The sequence below is a fragment of the Longimicrobium sp. genome, assembly GCF_036399935.1.
GTDB lineage: Bacteria > Gemmatimonadota > Gemmatimonadetes > Longimicrobiales > Longimicrobiaceae > Longimicrobium.
On the sequence record NZ_DASWMD010000057.1, the window covers coordinates 1 to 19,311 of the forward strand.

The 19,311-nt window shown below is 70.5% G+C and carries 16 protein-coding genes; all 16 read right to left on the minus strand.

What is annotated here, in order from left to right; translation table 11 throughout:
• Positions 1–299 precede the first annotated feature (299 nt).
• The gene (gene uvrC / locus VGB24_RS17515; RefSeq protein ID WP_331074242.1) at positions 300–2,165 is read right to left on the minus strand and encodes an excinuclease ABC subunit UvrC; all 1,866 of its coding nucleotides are present in this window, start codon (positions 2,163–2,165) and stop codon (positions 300–302) included.
• A 67-nt stretch (positions 2,166–2,232) separates the two neighbouring features.
• Positions 2,233–2,475, minus strand: coding sequence for a hypothetical protein (locus tag VGB24_RS17520; RefSeq protein WP_331074243.1), 243 nt, complete (start codon positions 2,473–2,475; stop codon positions 2,233–2,235).
• Between the two features lie 100 nt (positions 2,476–2,575).
• On the minus strand, positions 2,576–4,420 hold the full coding sequence (gene murJ, locus VGB24_RS17525; protein WP_331074244.1) for a murein biosynthesis integral membrane protein MurJ: 1,845 nt from the start codon (positions 4,418–4,420) through the stop codon (positions 2,576–2,578).
• Positions 4,421–4,475: 55 nt separating this feature from the next.
• Complete coding sequence (bshC, locus tag VGB24_RS17530) at positions 4,476–6,080, minus strand: bacillithiol biosynthesis cysteine-adding enzyme BshC (RefSeq protein ID WP_331074245.1); 1,605 nt, start codon at positions 6,078–6,080, stop codon at positions 4,476–4,478.
• A gap of 170 nt (positions 6,081–6,250) precedes the next feature.
• Positions 6,251–6,727, minus strand: coding sequence for a 23S rRNA (pseudouridine(1915)-N(3))-methyltransferase RlmH (locus tag VGB24_RS17535; RefSeq protein ID WP_331074246.1), 477 nt, complete (start codon positions 6,725–6,727; stop codon positions 6,251–6,253).
• Between the two features lie 9 nt (positions 6,728–6,736).
• The gene (locus VGB24_RS17540) at positions 6,737–7,054 is read right to left on the minus strand and encodes a hypothetical protein (RefSeq protein WP_331074247.1); all 318 of its coding nucleotides are present in this window, start codon (positions 7,052–7,054) and stop codon (positions 6,737–6,739) included.
• Between the two features lie 269 nt (positions 7,055–7,323).
• Positions 7,324–8,532 carry a hypothetical protein gene (locus tag VGB24_RS17545; RefSeq protein WP_331074248.1) on the minus strand — a complete coding sequence of 403 codons (1,209 nt, stop codon included), beginning with the start codon at positions 8,530–8,532 and terminating at the stop codon, positions 7,324–7,326.
• A gap of 294 nt (positions 8,533–8,826) precedes the next feature.
• Positions 8,827–10,398, minus strand: coding sequence for an L-aspartate oxidase (gene nadB / locus VGB24_RS17550; protein ID WP_331074249.1), 1,572 nt, complete (start codon positions 10,396–10,398; stop codon positions 8,827–8,829).
• Complete coding sequence (locus VGB24_RS17555) at positions 10,395–11,420, minus strand: tetraacyldisaccharide 4'-kinase (protein ID WP_331074250.1); 1,026 nt, start codon at positions 11,418–11,420, stop codon at positions 10,395–10,397. The genes nadB and VGB24_RS17555 overlap by 4 nt, the downstream gene beginning before the upstream one ends.
• A gap of 493 nt (positions 11,421–11,913) precedes the next feature.
• Entirely contained in the window at positions 11,914–12,609 is a 696-nt protein-coding gene (locus VGB24_RS17560; protein ID WP_331074251.1) for a lysophospholipid acyltransferase family protein, read from the minus strand.
• Positions 12,610–12,763: 154 nt separating this feature from the next.
• Entirely contained in the window at positions 12,764–13,993 is a 1,230-nt protein-coding gene (gene lpxB / locus VGB24_RS17565) for a lipid-A-disaccharide synthase (RefSeq protein WP_331074252.1), read from the minus strand.
• Positions 13,994–14,034: 41 nt separating this feature from the next.
• Positions 14,035–15,021, minus strand: a complete 987-nt coding sequence (locus tag VGB24_RS17570) for a Gfo/Idh/MocA family oxidoreductase (RefSeq protein ID WP_331074253.1) — start codon at positions 15,019–15,021, stop codon at positions 14,035–14,037.
• On the minus strand, positions 15,018–15,806 hold the full coding sequence (gene lpxA, locus VGB24_RS17575) for an acyl-ACP--UDP-N-acetylglucosamine O-acyltransferase (protein ID WP_331022106.1): 789 nt from the start codon (positions 15,804–15,806) through the stop codon (positions 15,018–15,020). The genes VGB24_RS17570 and lpxA overlap by 4 nt, the downstream gene beginning before the upstream one ends.
• An 11-nt stretch (positions 15,807–15,817) precedes the next feature.
• Positions 15,818–17,116, minus strand: coding sequence for a bifunctional UDP-3-O-[3-hydroxymyristoyl] N-acetylglucosamine deacetylase/3-hydroxyacyl-ACP dehydratase (locus VGB24_RS17580; RefSeq protein WP_331074254.1), 1,299 nt, complete (start codon positions 17,114–17,116; stop codon positions 15,818–15,820).
• Positions 17,117–17,243: 127 nt separating this feature from the next.
• Positions 17,244–18,308, minus strand: a complete 1,065-nt coding sequence (lpxD, locus tag VGB24_RS17585; RefSeq protein WP_331074255.1) for a UDP-3-O-(3-hydroxymyristoyl)glucosamine N-acyltransferase — start codon at positions 18,306–18,308, stop codon at positions 17,244–17,246.
• Between the two features lie 7 nt (positions 18,309–18,315).
• Positions 18,316–19,086 (minus strand): UDP-3-O-(3-hydroxymyristoyl)glucosamine N-acyltransferase, encoded by a 771-nt coding sequence (locus tag VGB24_RS17590; protein WP_331074256.1) that lies wholly within the window; start codon positions 19,084–19,086, stop codon positions 18,316–18,318.
• Between the last annotated feature and the right edge of the window lie 225 nt (positions 19,087–19,311).

The following is a 19,311-nucleotide window of genomic DNA, read 5'->3' on the forward strand; positions in this document are numbered from 1 at the left end:
GGGTTGGGGATGGGGGGCGCCGGCCCGAGCACCGGCCCAGCCTGACGCACTCGATTAGGGTGTGTACCCCCTCTCCCACGCTGTTTGTGGGAGAGGGTCGCACGCGTGTCAGCGCGGCGGGGTGAGGGCCCCACGGCAGCCGAGGCCGGCTACGGTGACCGCTGCCGCGCCCGGCCGAGTACGTGCCCCAGGCTAGATCCTTCGGCGCGCGCAGGATGGGGTGAGGGCGGGTGCCGCGCGCCTGCGCCTCAGGATGACAAGTTGCTGTGTGTCAGCAGGTTGCGACGCGGGGAGCGGCCCTACGCGGCACCGGGTGACGGCGCGGCGGGCGTGGGCCGCACCGCCTCGACCACCTTCCGGGCCAGCGCCGGCCCGAACCCCGGGATCGCCGCGATGTCCGCCTCCGCCGCCGCGACCACGCCGCGGTATGAGCCGAAGCGCTCCAGCAGCTGCTTCTGCCGCGAGGGGCCCACGCCCGGGATGGTGGAAAGCTCCGAGCGGATCGTGCGCTTCGTGCGCAGCTTGCGGTTGTACGTCACCGCGAAGCGGTGCGCCTCGTCGCGGATGCGCTGCACCAGCCGCAGCGCCGGGCTGCGCCGCGGCAGGCGGATGCTGTCGGACCGGCCAGGAAGGAACAGCTCCTCCTCCTTCTTGGCCAGCCCCACGATGGACTGCTGCGGCAGGTCGATCTCCTCCAGCGCCTTGCGGGCCGCGCCCAGCTGACCCTTGCCGCCGTCGATCACCGCCAGCTCCGGCAGCGGCTTCCCCTCTTCCACGCGGCGGCGGAACCAGCGGGTGACGGCCTCGTGCATGGACGCGAAGTCGTCGTTCCCCCACTCGCCGCGGATCTTGAGCTTGCGGTACTCGCCCTTGGCCGGCTCGCCGTTCTCGAAGAACACCGCCGACGCCACCGTCTCGGACCCCTGCGTGTGCGAAATGTCGAAGCACACCACGGTCCGGGGCACCATCGGCAGCTCCAGCACCTCCTGCAGCTCGTAGAGTGCGTCGGGGGCGCGCTCGGCCGCGGCGTTGCCCATCAGCTTGCGCTCCTCGAACAGGTGGCGGGCGTTCTGGTCCGCAAGCGCCACCAGCTGCACCTTCTCGCCCCGCTGGGGCCACTTCAGCCGCACCGCCTTCCCCGCCGCCTCGCGCAGAAGCTCCTCCAGCACGCCGCGATCGTCGAAATCCATCGGAAAGATGATCTCGCCGGGCACGCTCTCGGGGTCGCGCGTCACCCGGTCGGCGTACAGCCGCGTGGCGAACGCCGACAGCGCCGCCTCGTCGGTGTCGTCGCCCAGGTTGGTGAGGAACTGCGCCTCGCGGCCCAGCAGCTTGCCCTCGCGGATCTGGAGGACGACACCGCACGCCTCCGATCCGTCGCGCGCGAAGCCCACCACGTCGCGGTCGCTGCCGGTGACGTCCACCACCTGCTGCTTGCGCTCCAGCGCCTCCAGCTGGCCGATGGCGTCGCGCAGCTCGGCGGCGCGCTCGAAGTTCATCTCCAGCGCGCAGGTCTGCATCTCTGCCCGCAGCCGCCGCGCGACCAGGCGCGTGTGCCCGCTGAGCACCTGCACGATCTCGTCGACCATCGAGCCGTAGTCGTCGGGCGTCTGCAGCGCCACGCACGGCGCCTTGCAGCGGCCGATGTGGTAGTCCAGGCAGGGCCGCGGCGGCACGTCGCTGGGCAGGTTGTAGCGGCAGGAGCGCACCGTGTACAGCTTCTTCACCAGCTCCAGCGACTGCCGCATCCGCCGCACGTCGGTGTACGGGCCGAAGTAGCGCCCGCCGTCCCTGCGCAGCGTGCGGGTGACGAACACGCGCGGAAACGCCTCGTCCGTCACCTTGATGTACGGGTAGGTCTTGTCGTCCTTGAGGTTGATGTTGAAGCGCGGGCGGTTTTCCTTGATCAGGTTGTTCTCGAGGATCAGCGCCTCGGCCTCGGTGCGCACCACGAAGGTGTCCACGTCGTCCACGCGGCGCACCATCTCGCGCGTCTTGATGCCGTGCTGCGCTCCGCCCTGAAAGTATGAGCGCACGCGGGCACGCAGCGACTTCGCCTTCCCGACGTAGATGATGGTGCCTTCGGCATCCTTCATCAGGTACACGCCGGGCTGCGTGGGCAGCGTGCGGAGCTTGGATTCCAGGGTGGACGGGCTTTCGGACATCGTGCGGATTGAACGGCTGACGGACTCGGGATCGGCGCAGGTTGATACACCGCTCATCCCGTTCCGGTCACTGGTGCGACGGGTCCGTTCGGGCGCTGGACGATTCGGATCGGGCGCCGGCCGCCACCTCGCGGATGACGGCCTCGAGATCCACCCGGCGGATGGCCTCAAGCGCGATCTCCCACCGTCCCTCCGCGCACAGGCCGCGGATCCCGGCGTCCTCGTACGCGGCCTCGGCCGCCTCCGCGCAGGCCCGCCGGGCCGCCTCGGCCACATCGCGCATCTGCTTTTCCACATTGACGTTATCCACAGCCACCTCACCTCATCGTGGAGAACCTTCGATCGTGGAAAACGGCGCGGCCGCCCGACGTGATCCGCCGGACGGCCGCGCATCCTCCATACCGTTCGCGTCAGCGGCGGCCCAGCATCCCCTTCACCCGCCGGAAGATGGCCGTCGACTGCTCCAGCCCCAGCGCCGCCGCCACGCCGAAGTAGACCACGCCGAACGCGCCCAGGATGATGGCGCCGCGGAAGATGGGGAGCAGCGCATCCGGCGGAACCACGAAGCGCAGGCCGTACGCCGCGGCGGCGCCCGCGCCCGCGGCGATGAACATGCGCAGCAGGGGGCCCGTCCCCGCCCCGACCGGGCCGATGGTGCCGCGCAGCGAACGCTTCAGCAGCCACCACTCCACCCAGGCCGCGATGCCGCCGCCCAGCGCCAGCCCCACCGTCCCCAGCGGCTTGCCCCCGATCGTCACGTCCGACCACAGGCCGCCGGGAATCTGAAAGCCGAGCTTCTCGAAGTTGACGGCCTCGAACTGCAGCATCAGCCCGACGGACAGGACGACGGAAAGCACCACGCGCACGATGGCGTACCGCGCCGGCGTCCTGGTGTCGCGGAGGGCGAAGAAGGTGGACGAGAGCAGGCGCGACGCGGTCGTCGCCAGCAGGCCGATGGAGAAACCCACGAGCGTCAGCCACACGACGAGCGTATCCGCGCGCTTGAACCCGCCCGCCTGGAACAGCGTGGCCACCACCACGTCGCCCAGCACCGTCATGGCGATGAACGAGGGGACGATGTAGAACGCGATGCGTTCCAGGGCGCCCGAGGCGCGCTTGCGCAGCACCTCGGCTCCTTCGGCGCGCTGGCGCGCCAACTCCGGCAGCTCCGCCGCGGCCACGGCCATGCCGAACAGGCTCACGGGCAGGATGTACAGCAGCTGCGCGTACTGCAGCGTGGCCAGGGCGCCCACGGCCAGCAGCGAGGCCAGGAAATAGTCCAGGTAGCCGCTGATCTGCACCACGCCGCGCCCCATCACCGCCGGGCCCGCGTTGCGTACCGCTTCGCGCACCCCCTCCAGCCTGGGCGCCCACGTCACCCGCAGTTCGCGGTTCAGCCGCAGCACCTTGGGAAGCTGCACCAGGAACTGCAGCACGCCGCCCGCCAGCGCGCCCCAGGCCAGGGCGATCACCAGCTTGTCGAGCGCCATGCCGCTGCCGAAGATCAGCAGCGTGCCGATCATCGCCGCGTTCCACAGCACCGGGGCAAAGTACGGAAGGAAGAAGCTGCGGTGGCTGTTCAGGATGCCGAGCGACCACGCCGAAAGCACCAGGATTCCCGCCATGGGAAAGATGATGCGCGTGACGCTGACGGTCAGGTCGTGGCGCTCGCCCTCGAGGCCGGGAAAGAAGATCGTCACCAGGAACGGGGCGAAGAACACGCCCACGAGCGAGAGCGCGGCCGCCGCGGCGAACAGCAGCGAGAAGATGGCGCCCGCGACACGCCCGGCCTCCTTTTCCCGCCCCTGGTGCAGCAGTTCCGAATAGACGGGGATGAACGAGGCGCTGAGGGTGCCTTCGCCCAGCAGGTTCTGCAGCAGGTTGGGCATGCGAAGCCCGGCCGCGAACACGTCCGCGTACAGCGAGGTGCCGAAGTACTGCGCGAACACGCGGGCCCGGATCAAGCCGGCGATACGGCTGAGCAGGATGCCCGCGGCCACCAGCATGGACGCGGCGCCGGAACTCTTGGCCGCCTTGGGCACCATCGCCGGGGGCTCCACGGCCTCGTCGGCCGGATCGTACGAAGCGGACGCGTCCTCGAGCGCCTCCAGCGCCGGCATTTCCATCGTGGCGTCCGGATCCGGCTGCAGCAGCCCGTCCGCCGGCCGGTGCCGGACGGGTGGCGGCTGCAGCAGTGTCCGATCGTCGTCGTCTTCGGGAAGGTCGGGAGGCGGCGGGGCTCCGTCGCGGCTCATTGGCGCGTGCTCGTGAGAGAACGCCCACGCGGCATGGGCCGGGCGGGCGAGAGGTTCAGGTACTTGGCCCGGGCGCGGGTGCATGGACCGCGCCATCCGCCGCCCCGAAGCGGATCTCCATCGCCGCGGCGATGTCGTGGAGCAGCGTGGGCTGCATCGCCAGGAACGGCATCACGTTCAGCGTGCGCTCCTGGGGCGCGCCCAGCGGCATCAGGTAGTTGCGCACGAGGGAAAGGTCGTGCGTCAGCCCGCGATCGCGCTTCTTGGCGTGCGACAGGATCTTCCGCTCGGCCTCGGCGACGGCCAGGAGCGCGCGGTTCCGCCGCGCGCCGATGGCCCCCTCCAGGTTGGGATCGATCCCCTCCACCGCGTCCATCACCGCCCCGAAGCGCTCCACCAGCGCCGTGCGCAGCGCAGCCAGGCTCTCGTGCACCTCCGCCGGCAGGCGCTTGCGGGCCATCCGGGCCAGCAGCTCGTGCTCGGGCATCCGCAGCTCCTCGTCGCTGACGCCCAGCGCGGCTGCGGCTTTTTCCGCCACCTCCGGCACCAGGCGCACGGAAAAGCGGGGATACGCCACGGGCGGGCGAATGCCGTGCGCGTCGAACAGCGGCGCGATCTGGGCGAAGTAGGCGACCTCCGCCGGCCCGCCGACGTACGCCAGCGTGGGGAACACCGCCGACTCCACCACCGGCCGCAGGAACACGTTGGGGCTGAACGACGTTGGCTCGGCCGCCATCCGGGTCGTAACCTCGTCGACGGTGAACCGCTCCCGCGCGTCCTTCGCCACCCACCCATCGCCGAGACGGGCGAGGCGCTCGCGGCCGGCCGGCCCGTGGTAGAAGACGTTAGCTGCATCCTCCACCAGGGTCACCTGGCCGGGGTACCCCGCCGCGTCCATCTCCGCCGTCCGCTCGCGCAACAGCCGCTCGTGTGCCCCCGCGTCTGTTACATCCTGCTGCAGGATGTGGACGGAGGCTTGCTTCAGGGCTGGATCCGCGGCGTCGGTCACCAGCAGGTCGAAGCGCGCGAACAGCCGCTCGATCGTGCCACGGAACGCGCCGGCCACCGTCTCTCCCGGCGCATAAGGATCTAAACTCCCACGTAGATCAACGGCGTTACTCCCCTGGTGCGTAACGAGTTCCCTCCATTCATCTACTACGGATTCTACATCCGCGCCCAGTCGCATTTCACTCATCGTTAACGGCCGGCGATCCGTCGCCGCGATAGACGAGCGGCGCAGCTTCCCCGCCCCGTCCACGCCGTAGGCATGGTTGGCTTCGGCGAAATCGTGGTCCTCAGAGGCGCACCAGAAGACGGGCAGAACGACGATTCCCAGCTCCCGCTCCAGCGCTTCGGCCAGGCGGATGGCGGTGAGGATCTTGTGGATGGTGTATAGGGGGCCGGTGAACAGCCCCGTCTGCTGCCCGGTGGTCACCATCGCCCCGCCCTGCTCCACGAACCGCGCAAGCCGCTCCGCGGCACCGGCGGACGTGGGGCGCACGGCCGCGGCCGCCACCTCCCGCTCCCGCCGGCCGAACCGCGCCTGCACCTCCGCCAGCTTCTGGCGGAAGGATTCCAGGTCGCGCGGGTGCCCGGAAAAGAATCGCGCGGCCCCCGGCAGGCCCGACTGGTAGTCGTCGGCCAGGCGGTTGCCGCGCAAGGGCGAAATCTCGATCCGCAGTGTCAGTGGTGCCTCCCCGTCAGGATACGTGTTCGAACCGCAGGGAATAGGGAATGGGGACCAGGGAATCGCAAGGGGCCCCGAACGCGATCGGCCACCCTCCGCACGAGAGTGGCCGATGATCGAGCTGACGAGCGATGCGGACGCCGTCACTCCCTGCCCTTGTGGTACGGCTCGCCGCGGTTGATGGTGCCGGCACGGTACAGCTGCTCCGTCAGCACCAGCCGCGCGAGCTCATGCGGCAGCGTCATGGAGCCAAGCGCCAGCAAGTGGCCGGCGCGCGACAGGATCTCGTCCGACAGCCCGTAGGCGCCACCGATCAGGAACGCGACGCCGGGGCTGGAGCGCACCTGCAGGTCCGCGAGGTACGAGGCGAGCTTGTGCGAGTCCCACGCCTTCCCCGTCTCGTGCAACGCCACGATCTCCGCCCCGGGCGGCACGCGGGCCAGCAGCCGCTTCCCTTCCTCGTCGCGCACCCGGGCCGCGTCGCCGCGTCCGCGGTACTGCTCCTCCTTCACCTCGTGCGCATCGAACGCAAAGTACCGCCGCACCCGCGACTCGTACTCGCCGATCGCGTCCCCAATCGGCCCCTTCGCCTTGCCGACCGACGCGACGACGAGCTTCATTCCGACGAGTCAGCGGGCAAGCGTGAATGGGACGGCCGACGTCCACGTTCCCTGTGGCATTCCGGAGAACAGCCGGCCCCGCGCCACGTAGGATCCAGCACGGACCGACCGGCCATCATTGTCGTGCCGCCGCCAGAGGACCGTGTCTTCCCGCGCTTCGCGTGGGGCAAGTACCAGGGTTCCGCCAACGTATCCCACCACGGCCCCGTGAAGCCGGTTCCACACGAGCGTGCCGTCGGGATGCGAAACCTGCACGTCCCACGTCGGCGCGTCCACCCCCGCAATGGAAAGGCTCACCGTGCGGTCCAGCAGGTTCGTGATGCTCACGCGAAAGATGATCGGAGCGCCAGGCCGGGAGGCACTATCGACCGACAACGCCACACGGATCGAATCCCGTGCCGGGGGACTGTCCGGGATCACGGGCGGGGGCGCCACGATCATAGGCGGCGCGGCCGCCGGCGCGGACGGTACCTGAGACTCCGTCTGGGCTACCGGTGAGCAAGCGGATGCGGTCAGCGCGATCATCGCGAATAGAACAACCAGTCCCTGCACAAAACTCCTATTGTCCAGATGAGCATCCATTCGACTCTGCCGCATTACCGGGTGGTATTCAGCGACCCAAGTTCGGCTTCGATGTTCTGCATCGCGCTGAAGTAGACGTACGTACCGTCGCCTCCCACGAGTACGCCGAAAAGCGTGACATCGTTCCCGCCAGCGAGCGCGAAAACCGGGGCACCGCTGTCACCCTCACGGGCAGTAAGGTTCGTTCCATCCTGGCAGATGAACGACTTGCCGGTGTCCGCGTTGTTCAGCCAGAAGTTGATCGTCTTGCACGTCACCTGTACGCTGGCGTACGTCCACCCGGTTTCCTGGCCCACCTTGTCAACGACTTCGCCGCCCGACGGGTACGGCTTTTCACCGATGATCCGGAAGTTGGGACTGGCATCGCTGATCGTGATCGATCCGAGCGACGACGTAGTGCGAGCGATGTAGCCGTATCCCGCTGTGTCCACACCCGCGTTGTAGCGCACGAGTGCCGCATCACTGCGTCGGCACGTGCGGTTCGCAGGACAGCCTGTGAGAGCGGTGTACCGCGGGTCCAGGACCTCGGATCCGACAAGGTAGGCTGAACTTCCGGTGCCCGGTTGATAAAACTGGGTATTCTCCTCACCTCCCTGCGTTGCGGTACAATGGGAATTGGTGACGAAGTGAACGCCGGCACGTCCGCTGGCGATCGTATTGAAGGCGAGCGTGCACCCTGCCTCCAGCGATCCCGCGGGACGAGCAATGCGAAGCCCTCCCCGAGCCGTGCTTCGCTCGCGCAGCGTGACGAAGCCCTGCACGGGATTCTCGCGCTGCACCAGCACCGCCGCAGGAGGAATCCCAGCGGCAGCCAGCAAGGAATCCACCCCGGCCCGGCGCGAAGGGTCTGACATCCCGATCACCAGCCGGTTTCGGCGTTCGTCGATGTCGGTGGACAGTACACCCGGAAGGGAGAACACCTGGGCGTCGAGCCGCTCGCGCCAGCCCTTCATCTGCGCGAAATCGAACTGTCCCTGAAGCACCCGGGCGAGCGCGACCTGCGGACCCTGCCCCCGGCCGCGCCACCGCAGAGGGCGGCGCGAGATCACCCGTGACAACACCTGCACCGCGCGATCACGCTGGCCGGGATCGGTCAGGTAGACCGTGAAGTTGCCGTCGTCATTGATGAAGTGCCCTCCAAACCCGGGGATCTCATTGCGCGCGAGATGCGCGAACTCCTCGTCCAACGAGGCAAAGCTGTCCTGCTGGGCCAGCGCTGGCATTCTGGCCATCTGGTCCGCCGCGGCATGCGATCGGCCACCCCACAGGAAAGTCCCCAGAATAAGGACGCTCGCCCCTGTCGCAACGCGTAGTAATTCCATTTTTTTGTCCCTGTGGCTGATTCCGTGCGGCGCCCGCACGCGACCGTGAAACCCTAGTGAGTGAATCTGTGGGAGCCAGCTTACATCCGACAGATTATGTGCGAATGCAAGCGCCGAGCCTGCGGAGGGGCAAGCAGAAAGTCTCAATCGTGCTGCGGCTCATGCATAGCTGGGAGAATGGGCCACAGCCCTCAGCTACCTGACGACGATGGTGTCGCGGAGGGAATGCTCGTTGTCTTTGTACGGATTGTCAAGATTGTAGTTCAGCCCGCGGCTCTCCTTGCGGCGGAGGGCGCAGCGGACGATCAGGAGCGCGGTCTGCACCAGGTTGCGGAGCTCCACCAGGTCGTCGGTGGGGCGGCAGTCGGCCCAGACGGCGTTCACCTTGAGCGAGATGGCGCGCAGCCGCAGCTCAGCCTCGGCCAGCCGCGCGTCGGAGCGCACGATGCCCACCAGGTCCCACATCAGGTTGCGAATGGATTCGCGCTCCTCCGTCAGGAACGCGGCGTCCACCTCCGCCGTGCCTGCGGGTGCGTGCACGTGCTCGGGCGTCAGCGGACGCGTGACGCTCAGCTGTGGGCCCAAGCGCGCGGCGGCGCGGTGCGCGAAGACGACGGCCTCGAGCAGCGAGTTGCTGGCCAGGCGGTTGGCGCCGTGCACGCCCGTGCAGGCCGTCTCGCCCGCGGCGTACAGGCCAGGGACGGAGGTGCGCCCGTCCGTGTCGGTCAGCACGCCGCCGCAGAGGTAATGGGCGGCAGGCACCACGGGCAGCGGCTCGCGCAGCATGTCGATCCCCCGCTCCGCCGTCTCGCGCAGAATGTTGGGAAAGCGCTCGCGGATCTCGTGCTCCGCGATGCCCGAGCAGTCCAGCAGCACGAACGCGTCGCCCGACTCCTTCATCTCGCGGTCGATGGCCCGGGCCACCACATCGCGGGGCGCCAGCGACGCCAGCGGATGGTAGTCCTGCATGAACGGCGTCCCGTCGCTCCGCCGGAGGACCGCGCCCTCGCCGCGGACGGCCTCGGAAATCAGGAAGGTGCGGTCCCGGGCGGGATACAGGGCCGTGGGATGGAACTGGATGAACTCCATGTTCGCCACCTTGGCGCCCGCCCGGTACGCCATCGCCACGCCGTCGCCCGTAGCGATCGCGGGATTGGTCGTGTGGCGATAGACCTGGCCGCACCCGCCCGTCGCCAGCATCACCGCGCGCGCCAGGAAGGGCAGCAGCTCGCCCGTTTCCGCATCCAGCACCAGCACGCCGCAGCAGCGCTCGCCAAGGGTGCCGGGGTCCGTCGCGGTCAGCAGGTCCACGGCCTGGTGGTTCTCGAACACCCGCACGTTGCCGGTCTCCGCCGCCGCAGCCAGGAGGGCACGCTCGATCTCGCGCCCGGTCAGGTCGTCGGCGCGGACGATGCGCCGGCGCGAGTGGCCGCCCTCCAGCCCCAGCGACAGGTCTTCGCCCGCCCGCGTGAACGCCACGCCCAGTTCGATCAGCTCGCGGACCCGCTCCGGGCCCTCGCGCACCAGCACGTCCACCGCGTCGGGGTGGCACAGGCCGGCGCCCGCCACCAGCGTGTCTTCCATGTGCAGCGCCGGCGAATCGTCGTCGGCGAACACGGCCGCGATGCCGCCCTGCGCGTAGTTGGTGCTGCTGTCGGGGCGGCTCTTCTTGGTGATGAGCGCCACGGTGCCGTACTTGGCCGCCTTGAGCGCGAACGACAGCCCCGCGATGCCGCTGCCGATCACCACGACGTCGGCCTGCATCATCGCGCCCGCTCCCGCAGAACGCGCCGCAACGCCGCATCCAGCACGTCCGCCCCGCTTTCGATGGCCACGCTCTGCTCCAGCACGTACGCCCCGGAAGAATCCGGCAGCAGCGGCCGGAGCTTTACCGCGTCCTTGTGCGTCATCACCATCCACCGTCCCGCCGTGCGTTTCACGATCTCGGCCACGTCCCGGGCGGAGAAGGCGTGGTGATCCGGGTACAGCGCCGGCTCCACCTCCGCGCCCGCCTCGCGCAGGTGCTGCAGGTACGGCTCCGGCGTGGCCAGCGCGGCGACGGCCACGACCGAACGGCCCGCCACTGCGTCCAGCGGCACCCCTGCCCCGCCGCCGAGCGGTGTCAGCCCCCCCGGCCTCAATGCGACCTGGACGATGGGCTTGCCAGGATGGAGCCGCGAAACCTCTGCCGCCACCTCGCGCGCCTGCGCCACATCCGCGCTCTTGCGCGTGAGCACGATCAGGTCCGCGCGGCCGAGCGCCTGTGTGCCCTCGCGCCAGGGCCCGCGGGGAAGCACCCGCGGGCGGGGGGACCACCCGTCCACGGCCACCAGCACAAGGTCCAGGTCCCGCGCCAGCGCGCGGTGCTGAAACGCGTCATCGAGCACGAGGACGTCGCATCCCGCAGCGACGGCCTCCCGCGCGGGATTGATCCGCCGCGCTCCGCGGAAGACGGGGACGTCGGGGTTCAGCTCGCGATGCACGACGATCTCGTCCTCGCCATAGCCGCGGAGCACGATGGCAGGGCGGCGGCCCCACTCCCGCAGGCGCGCGGCCAGCCACGCGGCGAACGGCGTCTTCCCCGCCCCGCCCACGGCCACGTTCCCGACGCTGATCACCGGCACGTCCACGCGCTCCGTGCGGAGCCACCCCGCGTCGTAGCCCCGGTTGCGGAGCGCGACGCCCGCACGGAATGCGGCCTCGGCCGGGGCGAGGGCGACGCGGAGCGCGTCGCCGACGGTCCCGGCCTCGCCCGCCCACCAGCGGTGGACCCAGGCGTCGAGGCTCACGGGGACCCCCTCCCCCGGCCCCTCCCCCGCAAACTGCGCGGGAGAGGGGGGGACTTCGGATGGGGTTGGCTGGCTGCCGTGCGGTTTTCCAGGTACCGCGCGAAACTTGGGTGCATCGCGAGATCACCGGCGCATTCCCCGGCTGCCCTCTCCCCCCGGCCCCCTCTCCCGCAAGCGGGAGAGGGGGAGAATTCACGCCGGATGGGATTGGATTCGGCGCAGTCCCAGGGAGCCCCCTCTCCCCGGCCCTCTCCCCCGCTGCGCAGGGGAGAGGGAGAATTCGACCGCGCTGCGGCCGGCGTGGCGCACTCGATTGGCTCCCTTCCCCCGCGCAGTTTGCGGGGGAAGGGCTGGGGATGGGGGGCGCCAGCCCGAGCACCGGGCCATCCTGACGCACCCAACCCCGAAGTGTACCCCCTCTCCCACGCTGTTTGTGGGAGAGGGTGGACGAGCCTAGGCGAGGACGGGTGAGGGCCCCACGGCACTTTGCCCCTCACCACTTCCCCTCCACGCGCTTCATCAGCCCGGCAAGGCGGTGCTCCACGTCCAGCATAACGGCCTGGATGTCGGCCTCGCTGGCCTGGCGGGGAACGTGAACCGGTTCGCCGTACGAGATGCGCAGTGTCGCGAAGGGCTGGGGAATCAGGAAGCGGTCCCATCCGCCGAAGTACCACGCCCGGCTGGCGCCCGAAACCACGGGTATGATCGGCGCGCCCGTGCGCTGCGCAATGATGACGGGACCGGGCTTCATCTTCTCCCGCGGGCCGCGGGGGCCGTCGGGCGTGATGGCGAGCGAGCGGCCCTGCTTGACGTGGCGGATCAGCTCGCGGAGCGCTTCCAGGCCGCCGCGGCTGGTGGAGCCGCGGACGGCGGTGTAGCCCCAGCGGCGGACGGCCCGCGTGATGTACTCGCCGTCCCGGTGCAGGCTGACGAGCGTAACCACGCCCTGGTGGCGGTGGTGGTAGGTGCACGGCAGCAGCCGCCCGTGCCAGAGGGTGAAGATGACGGGCTTCCCCGCGTCCCAGAACGGCCGGAAGTTCTCCTCGCCCTCGGTGCGGTACCGGCACGACGCCATCAGCGCATCCAGCCCCGCGCCGCCCACGGATGCCAGCGCCGACTGGTGCCACGGCAGCCGCGTCGTCATTTCGGACGGGATCTCCGCGCGCCCGCCCCCCTCGTCCGAAGTCATCGCGCCTCGTCCTGATTCGGTCCGCCGCACGGGCGAATGAATTCGCTGCAACAACCACACGATGTCCACCTTCGTGGACTGGCCTACTATCGCTCACGCTGAAACGATGTGGCGCGCCCGGGGCTCAATCGAAGCTTCCGCAGTTTGGCTCGGCTTACCGCTGTTCCAGCCGCGGATTCATCCGCCCTTGGCTGTTGGGGCCAAGGGGGATCGCGCTCCCCACCCGATCATCATCCACCAACAACCCCGCCGCTAGTTCTGCCACGCGCCGCGACGCCCCCGGCCCGCCCAGCCGGTCCCGCACCCGCGCGAATCCATCGATCATCCGCCGCCGCTCCTGCGACTGCTCGTCCAGCAGCGGGAGGATGGCATCGGCCAAAGCCTGCGGCGTGGCGGCGTCCTGCACGAACTCCGGCGCCACGCGGTCCTCCGCGATCAGGTTGGCCAGGGCGATGTGCGGCACCTTCACCACCCGCTTGGCAATCGCGTAGCTGGCCGCGTTCATCCGGTAGACGACCACCAGCGGCGTCAGCGCCAGCGCCGCCTCCAGCGTGGTGGTCCCCGACTTGGCGATCACCGCCGTCGCATACTGCAACAGCCCGCCGGCACTCTCCACCAGCGGCCAGCGGGCCCCGGCGTACACGGACCGGTCGATCCCCCCCGGAACGCCGATCACCGGCTGCGCGTCCGGCCGCCGCGCTACGGCCAGCTCCGCCGCGGCCGAGAACAGCTCCAGATGGCGCCCCACCTCCTGCGCTCGCGACCCCGGGAACAGCGCCAGGATGGGCCGCTCGGGGTCCAGCCCGACCGAGCGCGCCCACTCGGCACGAGGAAGCTCGGGATGGGCGCGGTCCAACAGCGGGTGCCCGACGAACCGCGCGTTCACCCCGCCTTTCCGCAGGAAATCCTCCTCGAAGGGCAGGACGACGGCCACTTCGTCCGCATCGCGCGCCAGGTCGCGCACCCGGCTCTTGTGCCAGGCCCACACCTGCGGCGCGATGTAGTACAGAACGGGAATGCCCCGCTCGCGGGCGTGTCGGGCCAGGCGCAGGTTGAAGCCGGGATAGTCGATGGGGATGACCAGGTCTACGCCCTCGCTCGCCAGGGCGGCGAACACCTTCTTTCGAAGCTCGATGAAGAACGGCAGGTGCCGCAGCACCTCGACGAATCCCATCACCGCCAACTCGTTCAGCCCGGCCAGCAGGCGCACGCCCTCCGCCTCCATCCGCGCGCCCCCCAGCCCCACCAACCGCGCGTCGGGAAACCGCTCGCGCAGCGCCCGCGCGAGCGCGGCGCCGTGCAGGTCGCCGGATTCCTCGCCGGCGGAGATGAAGATGGTTGGCGGGGACGACGAGTCCCGCGGACGGCGGGCGGGCTCAGCCACGGCGCGTGGCACGGGAAAAGGATCGGGGCACGGAAGGGGGGTCACGCCCGCGCAGCCAGCCCCGCGGCCGCGTGCTGCTCGATGCGCTCCATGATGCGAAGCGCCACCGCCAGCGCGTCGCGCCCCGCCTCGCCGCTCACCACCAGCGGCCCCTCGCCGCGCACGGCCTTCACCCACGCCTCCAGTTCGGCGCGCAGCGGCTCGGCGCCATCGCCCTTCAGCTCCACGCGCTCCACCACGCCCAGCAGCGCGGCCATCCCCAGTTCGCTCCCCTCGGGCAGGCGCGCGCCGGGCTTCAGGCGCAGGAACTCGCCCGTGCCCGCGGCCAGGTCCAGCGAGATGTAGCCCGACTGCTGGAAGAAGCGAACCTTGCGCATCTTCTCGAACGAGACGCGGCTGGCGGTGATGTTGGCCACCGCGCCGTTTTCGAAGTTGATGCGCGCGTTGGCGATGTCGGCGCTGGGCGTCAGCACCGGCACGCCGATGGCGTCCAGAGACTCCACCCCGCGTCCCACGAGGCCCAGGACCAGGTCGATGTCGTGGATCATCAGGTCCAGCACCACGGCCACGTCCGTCCCGCGGGGGTTGAACGGGGCCAGCCGGTGGCTTTCCACGAAGCGCGGGTCTTCCAGGTACGGCTCGCAGGCCCGCAACGCCCCGTTGAAGCGCTCCACGTGCCCGGTCTGCACCGTCAATCCCTTCGCCGCCGCAGTCGAGACGATGGCGTTCGCCTCTTCCAGCGTATGGGCGATGGGCTTCTCGATCAGCAGGTGAACGCCCGCGTGGAGGGCGGCCAGCGCCACCTCCGCGTGGGCCGTGGTGGGGACGGCGACCACGGCCGCGTCCACCGACTCCAGCAGCTCGTCGCGGCTGCGGAATGCGCGGACGCCCAGTTCCTGCGCCACGTGGGCCAGGCGCGCGGGATCGTCGTCCCACACGCCCGCCATCTCCGCGCCCGAGACGTCGCGAAGGATGCGCGCGTGGTGAAAGCCCAGGCTGCCGACGCCCAGGACCCCGGCACGCGTCACGACGACACCCCGCGCCCGGTGCCCTCGAAGAAGGAAAGGAACTCCTCCACCTCGGGAAGCGCCCGCAGCTCTTCGCGGGCGCGGGCCAGCGCCTGGGTGATGTTGTGCTGCGAGGCGAAGAACAGGCGGTAGGCGCGCTTCAGCTCGCGGCGCACCTCTTCGCTGAAGCCGCGGCGCTGCAGCCCCACGGAGTTCAGCCCGTACAGTTCCAGCGGAATCCCCGCCGCGCGGACGAACGGGGGAATGTCCTTGGAGATGCGCGACTGCCCGCCGACGAACGCGTGCGCGCCGATGCGGACGAACTGGTGGATGGGCGTCATGCCGCCCACGATGGCCCAGTCGCCGATGGACACGTGCCCCGCCATGTTCACGGCGTTGGACAGGATCACGTGGTCGCCGATCTGACAGTCGTGGGCCACGTGCACGTAGCTCATCAGCATGCACTCGCTGCCCACGGAGGTGTACCCGAGCGCCGAGGTGCCGCGGTTGAGCGTGGCGTACTCGCGGATCACCGTGCGGTCGCCCACGCGCAGCTCCGTGGGCTCGCCGTGGTACTTCAGGTCCTGCGGGTCCGTCCCCAGCACGGCGCCGTGGCTGATGCGGCAGTCCTCGCCCACCACGGTGTCGCGCTCGATCAGCACGTGGCTGGCCAGCTCCGTGCGCGCGCCGATGCGCACGTTGGGACCCACGATGCTGTACGGCCCCACGACGACGCCCTCGGCCAGCTCGGCCGACTCGTCGATCAGCGCCGTGGGGTGCACCCTCGGCTCGATGATGGTTTCCATCGCCCCGGGCCTCAGCGGTCCACCACGCGCGCCATCATCTCCGCCTCGGCCACCACCTGGCCGTCGACGGTGCCCACGCCCCTCATCTTGCAGGTGGCGCCGCGGATCTGCATCACCTCCACCTCGAAGCGGATCTGGTCGCCCGGCGTCACGGGGCGGCGCCACTTCACGTTGTCGCACGACATGAAGTAGACGATCTTCTCGGCCAGGTTCTCCATCGTTTCCAGCACCAGCAGCCCGCCCACCTGCGCCATCGCCTCCACGATCAGCACCCCCGGCATCACCGGGCGGCCGGGAAAGTGGCCCTGGAAGAACGGCTCGTTGATGGTGACGTTCTTCAATCCCACGATGCGCTTGCGCTCCTCGAACTCCACCACCCGGTCCACCAGCAGGAACGGGTAGCGGTGAGGCAGGTAGTGCATGATCTGCTCGATGCTCAAAATCGGCCGGGCGAGCGCCTTCTTCTCCGCCCGCGCCACCAGCTCCTTCGCCAGCGCCACGTTGCCCGCGTGCCCCGGCCGCTCGGCGATCACGTGCGCCCGCAGCCGCGCCCCCACGAGAGCAAGATCGCCCACGATGTCCAGCGCCTTGTGGCGCACGAACTCGTCCGGAAAGCGCAGCTCCGCGCCGTCCAGCACCCCGTCGTCCGAAAGCACCACCGCGTTGTCGAGCGAGCCGCCCATCGCCAGGCCGCGGCCGCGCATGGCCTCCACGTCCCGCGCGAAGCAGAAGGTGCGCGCCGGCAGCACGTCGGCGGCGAAGCGCTCCGCGTCCACCCGGTAGCTGCCGAACTGGCGTTGGATGAGGGGATGGTCGAACTCGATGGTCACCGACACCCGGTGGTCGCCCGAGGGCGCGACCACGTACTCCGAGCCGCCCTTGGGCGCCAGGGAAAAGGCCGACTCCACCGCCAGGAACCTGGCCGGCGCGTCCTGCTCCTCGCGGCCGCACTCCGCGAGCATGCGGTGGAACTCCAGCGCGCTGCCGTCGGCCGCCGGCGTTTCCACCGCGTCCAGCTCCACGTAGGCGTTGTCGATCTCGTTCACCACGAGCGCCGACAGCAGGTGCTCCACCGTGTGCACCTTGGCCTCGCCCTGGCCGATGGAGGTGCCCAGGTCGGTGCCTACGACGTACGAGACGTGGGCGGGAATCTCCGGCGAGCCGTCCAGGTCGGTGCGGCGGAAGACGATCCCGGTGTTCACGGGCGCGGGAAGGATGCGCATCCGCACCTCCGCCCCGGTGTGAAGCCCCACGCCGCGCGATTCTCCGGCCCGGGCAAGGGTGTTCTGGCGTGGTGGCGTCGTCGGCATGGATCCAGTGTCGGCGTTCGGCCGTGGTGGTGTAGAAAAGACAGCGGGGACGCTCCCAAGAAGCGGCCCCGCAATATTCTACCCAACGTGCACCCGCGCCGCCACTGCCGGGCGGCCCGTCGGTGGCTCAATCGGCGCTTCCGCCGCCTTCCCGCGCCCGCGCGCCGCCCCGCCCGAACACCGCCGCCTCCAAGGCCTTGAGCCGTTCCACCACCTTCGGCAGGCCGAACACCGACGCCTGGGCGCGCATGGACTCGCGGTGGGGCCGCGCCGGGTTGCCGGAAACGGTGAGCCCGGGGGCGATGTCGGCCGTCACCCCCGACCGCCCGCCGACGCGCGCCCCCGCGCCGATGGTCACGTGCGGGTTGGTGCCCACCTGCCCGCCCAGCACGGCGCCGTCGCCCACGACCGTGCTCCCCGAGATGCCCACCTGCGCCACCAGCAGCACATGGCGGCCGATCTGCACGTTGTGGCCGATCTGCACCAGGTTGTCGATCTTGGTGCCGCTGCCGATGTTCGTATCGCCGATGGAGCCGCGGTCGATGGTCGTGTTGGCGCCCACCTCCACGTCGTCGCCGATCACGCACACCCCGGCGTGGGGCACCTTCTGGTGGCCGCCGTCGAAGAACACGAAGCGGAACCCGTCGGAGCCCAGGCGCGCGCCGCTGTGGATGGTGCAGCGCTCGCCCACCCGGGTGCCGGCGAAGAGCGTGGCGTGCGCGTGGATGATGGAGCCCGCGCCCACCGCGCACCCGTCGCCCAGCACCGCGTGCGCGCCGATGCGCACGCCGTCGCCCAGGCCCACGCCGGCGCCGAGCACCGCGTAGGCCTCGATCCTCACCTCCGCACCGATCTCCGCCCCCTCGGCGATGATGGCGGTGGGATGGATGCCCGGCGGCTCGGGGGCGGCGGGATACAGCAGGGGAAGGATGCGGGCGAGCGCCACGTACGGATCGTCCACGCGGACGAGGCTGACGTTTTCCGGCGGGTCCAGGTTCAGCGAGCGGGGCACCAGGACGGCACCCGCCCCGGTGGAAGCCAGCTGGGGGAGGTAGCGCCCGCCGGACAGGAACGACAGGTCGCCCGGCCCGGCGCCGTCCAGCGGGGCGGCGCCCCGGATCACCCGGTCGGGGTCGCCCGCCAGCTCGCCGCCCACGTGCTGGGCGATCTCCGCGATCGAAAGCTCGGCCATCAGGATTTCAGGAAGTCGGTTCGGCGCGGCCGCGCACGGTGCGCTCCAGCGCCTCCAGCCGCTTGATCAGCCGGGGGAGGGCGCGGGTCAGGCGCTCGGCGCGGCGGGTTTCGGCGACGGGGCGCGCGGGGGTGCCGGAAACGGACTCGCCCGGGGCCACGTCGCCCGTCACGCCGCCCCAGCGCGCCACCCGGGCCCCTTCGCCCACCGTCAGGTGCCCCATGATGGCCACCTGCCCGCCGACGGTGACGCGCGCGTCGATGGTGGCGCTGCCGGCCACGCCCGTCATGCCGTCGAGCGAAACGCCGTCGCCGATGCGGGCGTTGTGGCCGATGTGGACGAGGTCGGCGATGCCGCAGTCCGCGCCGATCAGGGTGTCGCCCACGGAGCCGCGGTCGATGGTCACGTTGGCGCCGATGACGGTCCGCGCGCCGATGCGCACGCCGCCCACCTGGGGGATCTTCCGGTGCCCTGCCCCGTCCCAGGCGAACCCGAAGCCGTCCGGCCCCATGCGCGAACCGCTGCCGACCACGACGCCCTCGCCCAGCTCCACACCGTCGTACAGGGTGACGTGCGGAGCGAGGACGGCCCCCGCGCCGACCCGGCACCCGCGCCCGATCACCACGTGCGCGCCGATCCGCGCCCCCTCGCCCACCGTCGTCCGCGCGCCCACGACGGCGTACGCGCCGATGCTCGCCGTCGGCGCTACGGCGGCCGTCGCGTCGATCACGGCCGTGGGATGCACCCCGGGCGGGGTTGCCGCACCGGGATTCGTCACGCCCGGCCGTGGATCATCGATCGCTCCTGGCTCCACTTCGATCCCGATTCGAGAAGCATCTGTGCGTGCCGCGGCGCCCCCGCTCCCGGCCTCTCCCGGCCTCTCCCCCGTAAACTGCACGGGGAGAGGATACGTCAGAGCGGATGGGCCTGGCCGCCGGTGAATGCCTTGGGAGCCCCCTCCCCCCGGCCCCCGTCCCCCGCTGCGCAGGGGAGGGGGAGACCT

What these genes read in the sequence shown, in the direction of transcription:
- uvrC (WP_331074242.1), bottom strand. Translation starts at nt 2,165, where the DNA reads ATGTCCGAAAGCCCGTCCACCCTGGAATCCAAGCTCCGCACGCTGCCC.
- murJ (WP_331074244.1), bottom strand. Translation starts at nt 4,420, where the DNA reads ATGAGCCGCGACGGAGCCCCGCCGCCTCCCGACCTTCCCGAAGACGAC.
- VGB24_RS17535 (WP_331074246.1), bottom strand. Translation starts at nt 6,727, where the DNA reads ATGAAGCTCGTCGTCGCGTCGGTCGGCAAGGCGAAGGGGCCGATTGGG.
- VGB24_RS17545 (WP_331074248.1), bottom strand. Translation starts at nt 8,532, where the DNA reads ATGCCAGCGCTGGCCCAGCAGGACAGCTTTGCCTCGTTGGACGAGGAG.
- nadB (WP_331074249.1), bottom strand. Translation starts at nt 10,398, where the DNA reads ATGATGCAGGCCGACGTCGTGGTGATCGGCAGCGGCATCGCGGGGCTG.
- VGB24_RS17560 (WP_331074251.1), bottom strand. Translation starts at nt 12,609, where the DNA reads ATGACTTCGGACGAGGGGGGCGGGCGCGCGGAGATCCCGTCCGAAATG.
- lpxA (WP_331022106.1), bottom strand. Translation starts at nt 15,806, where the DNA reads ATGGAAACCATCATCGAGCCGAGGGTGCACCCCACGGCGCTGATCGAC.
- VGB24_RS17580 (WP_331074254.1), bottom strand. Translation starts at nt 17,116, where the DNA reads ATGCCGACGACGCCACCACGCCAGAACACCCTTGCCCGGGCCGGAGAA.
- lpxD (WP_331074255.1), bottom strand. Translation starts at nt 18,308, where the DNA reads ATGGCCGAGCTTTCGATCGCGGAGATCGCCCAGCACGTGGGCGGCGAG.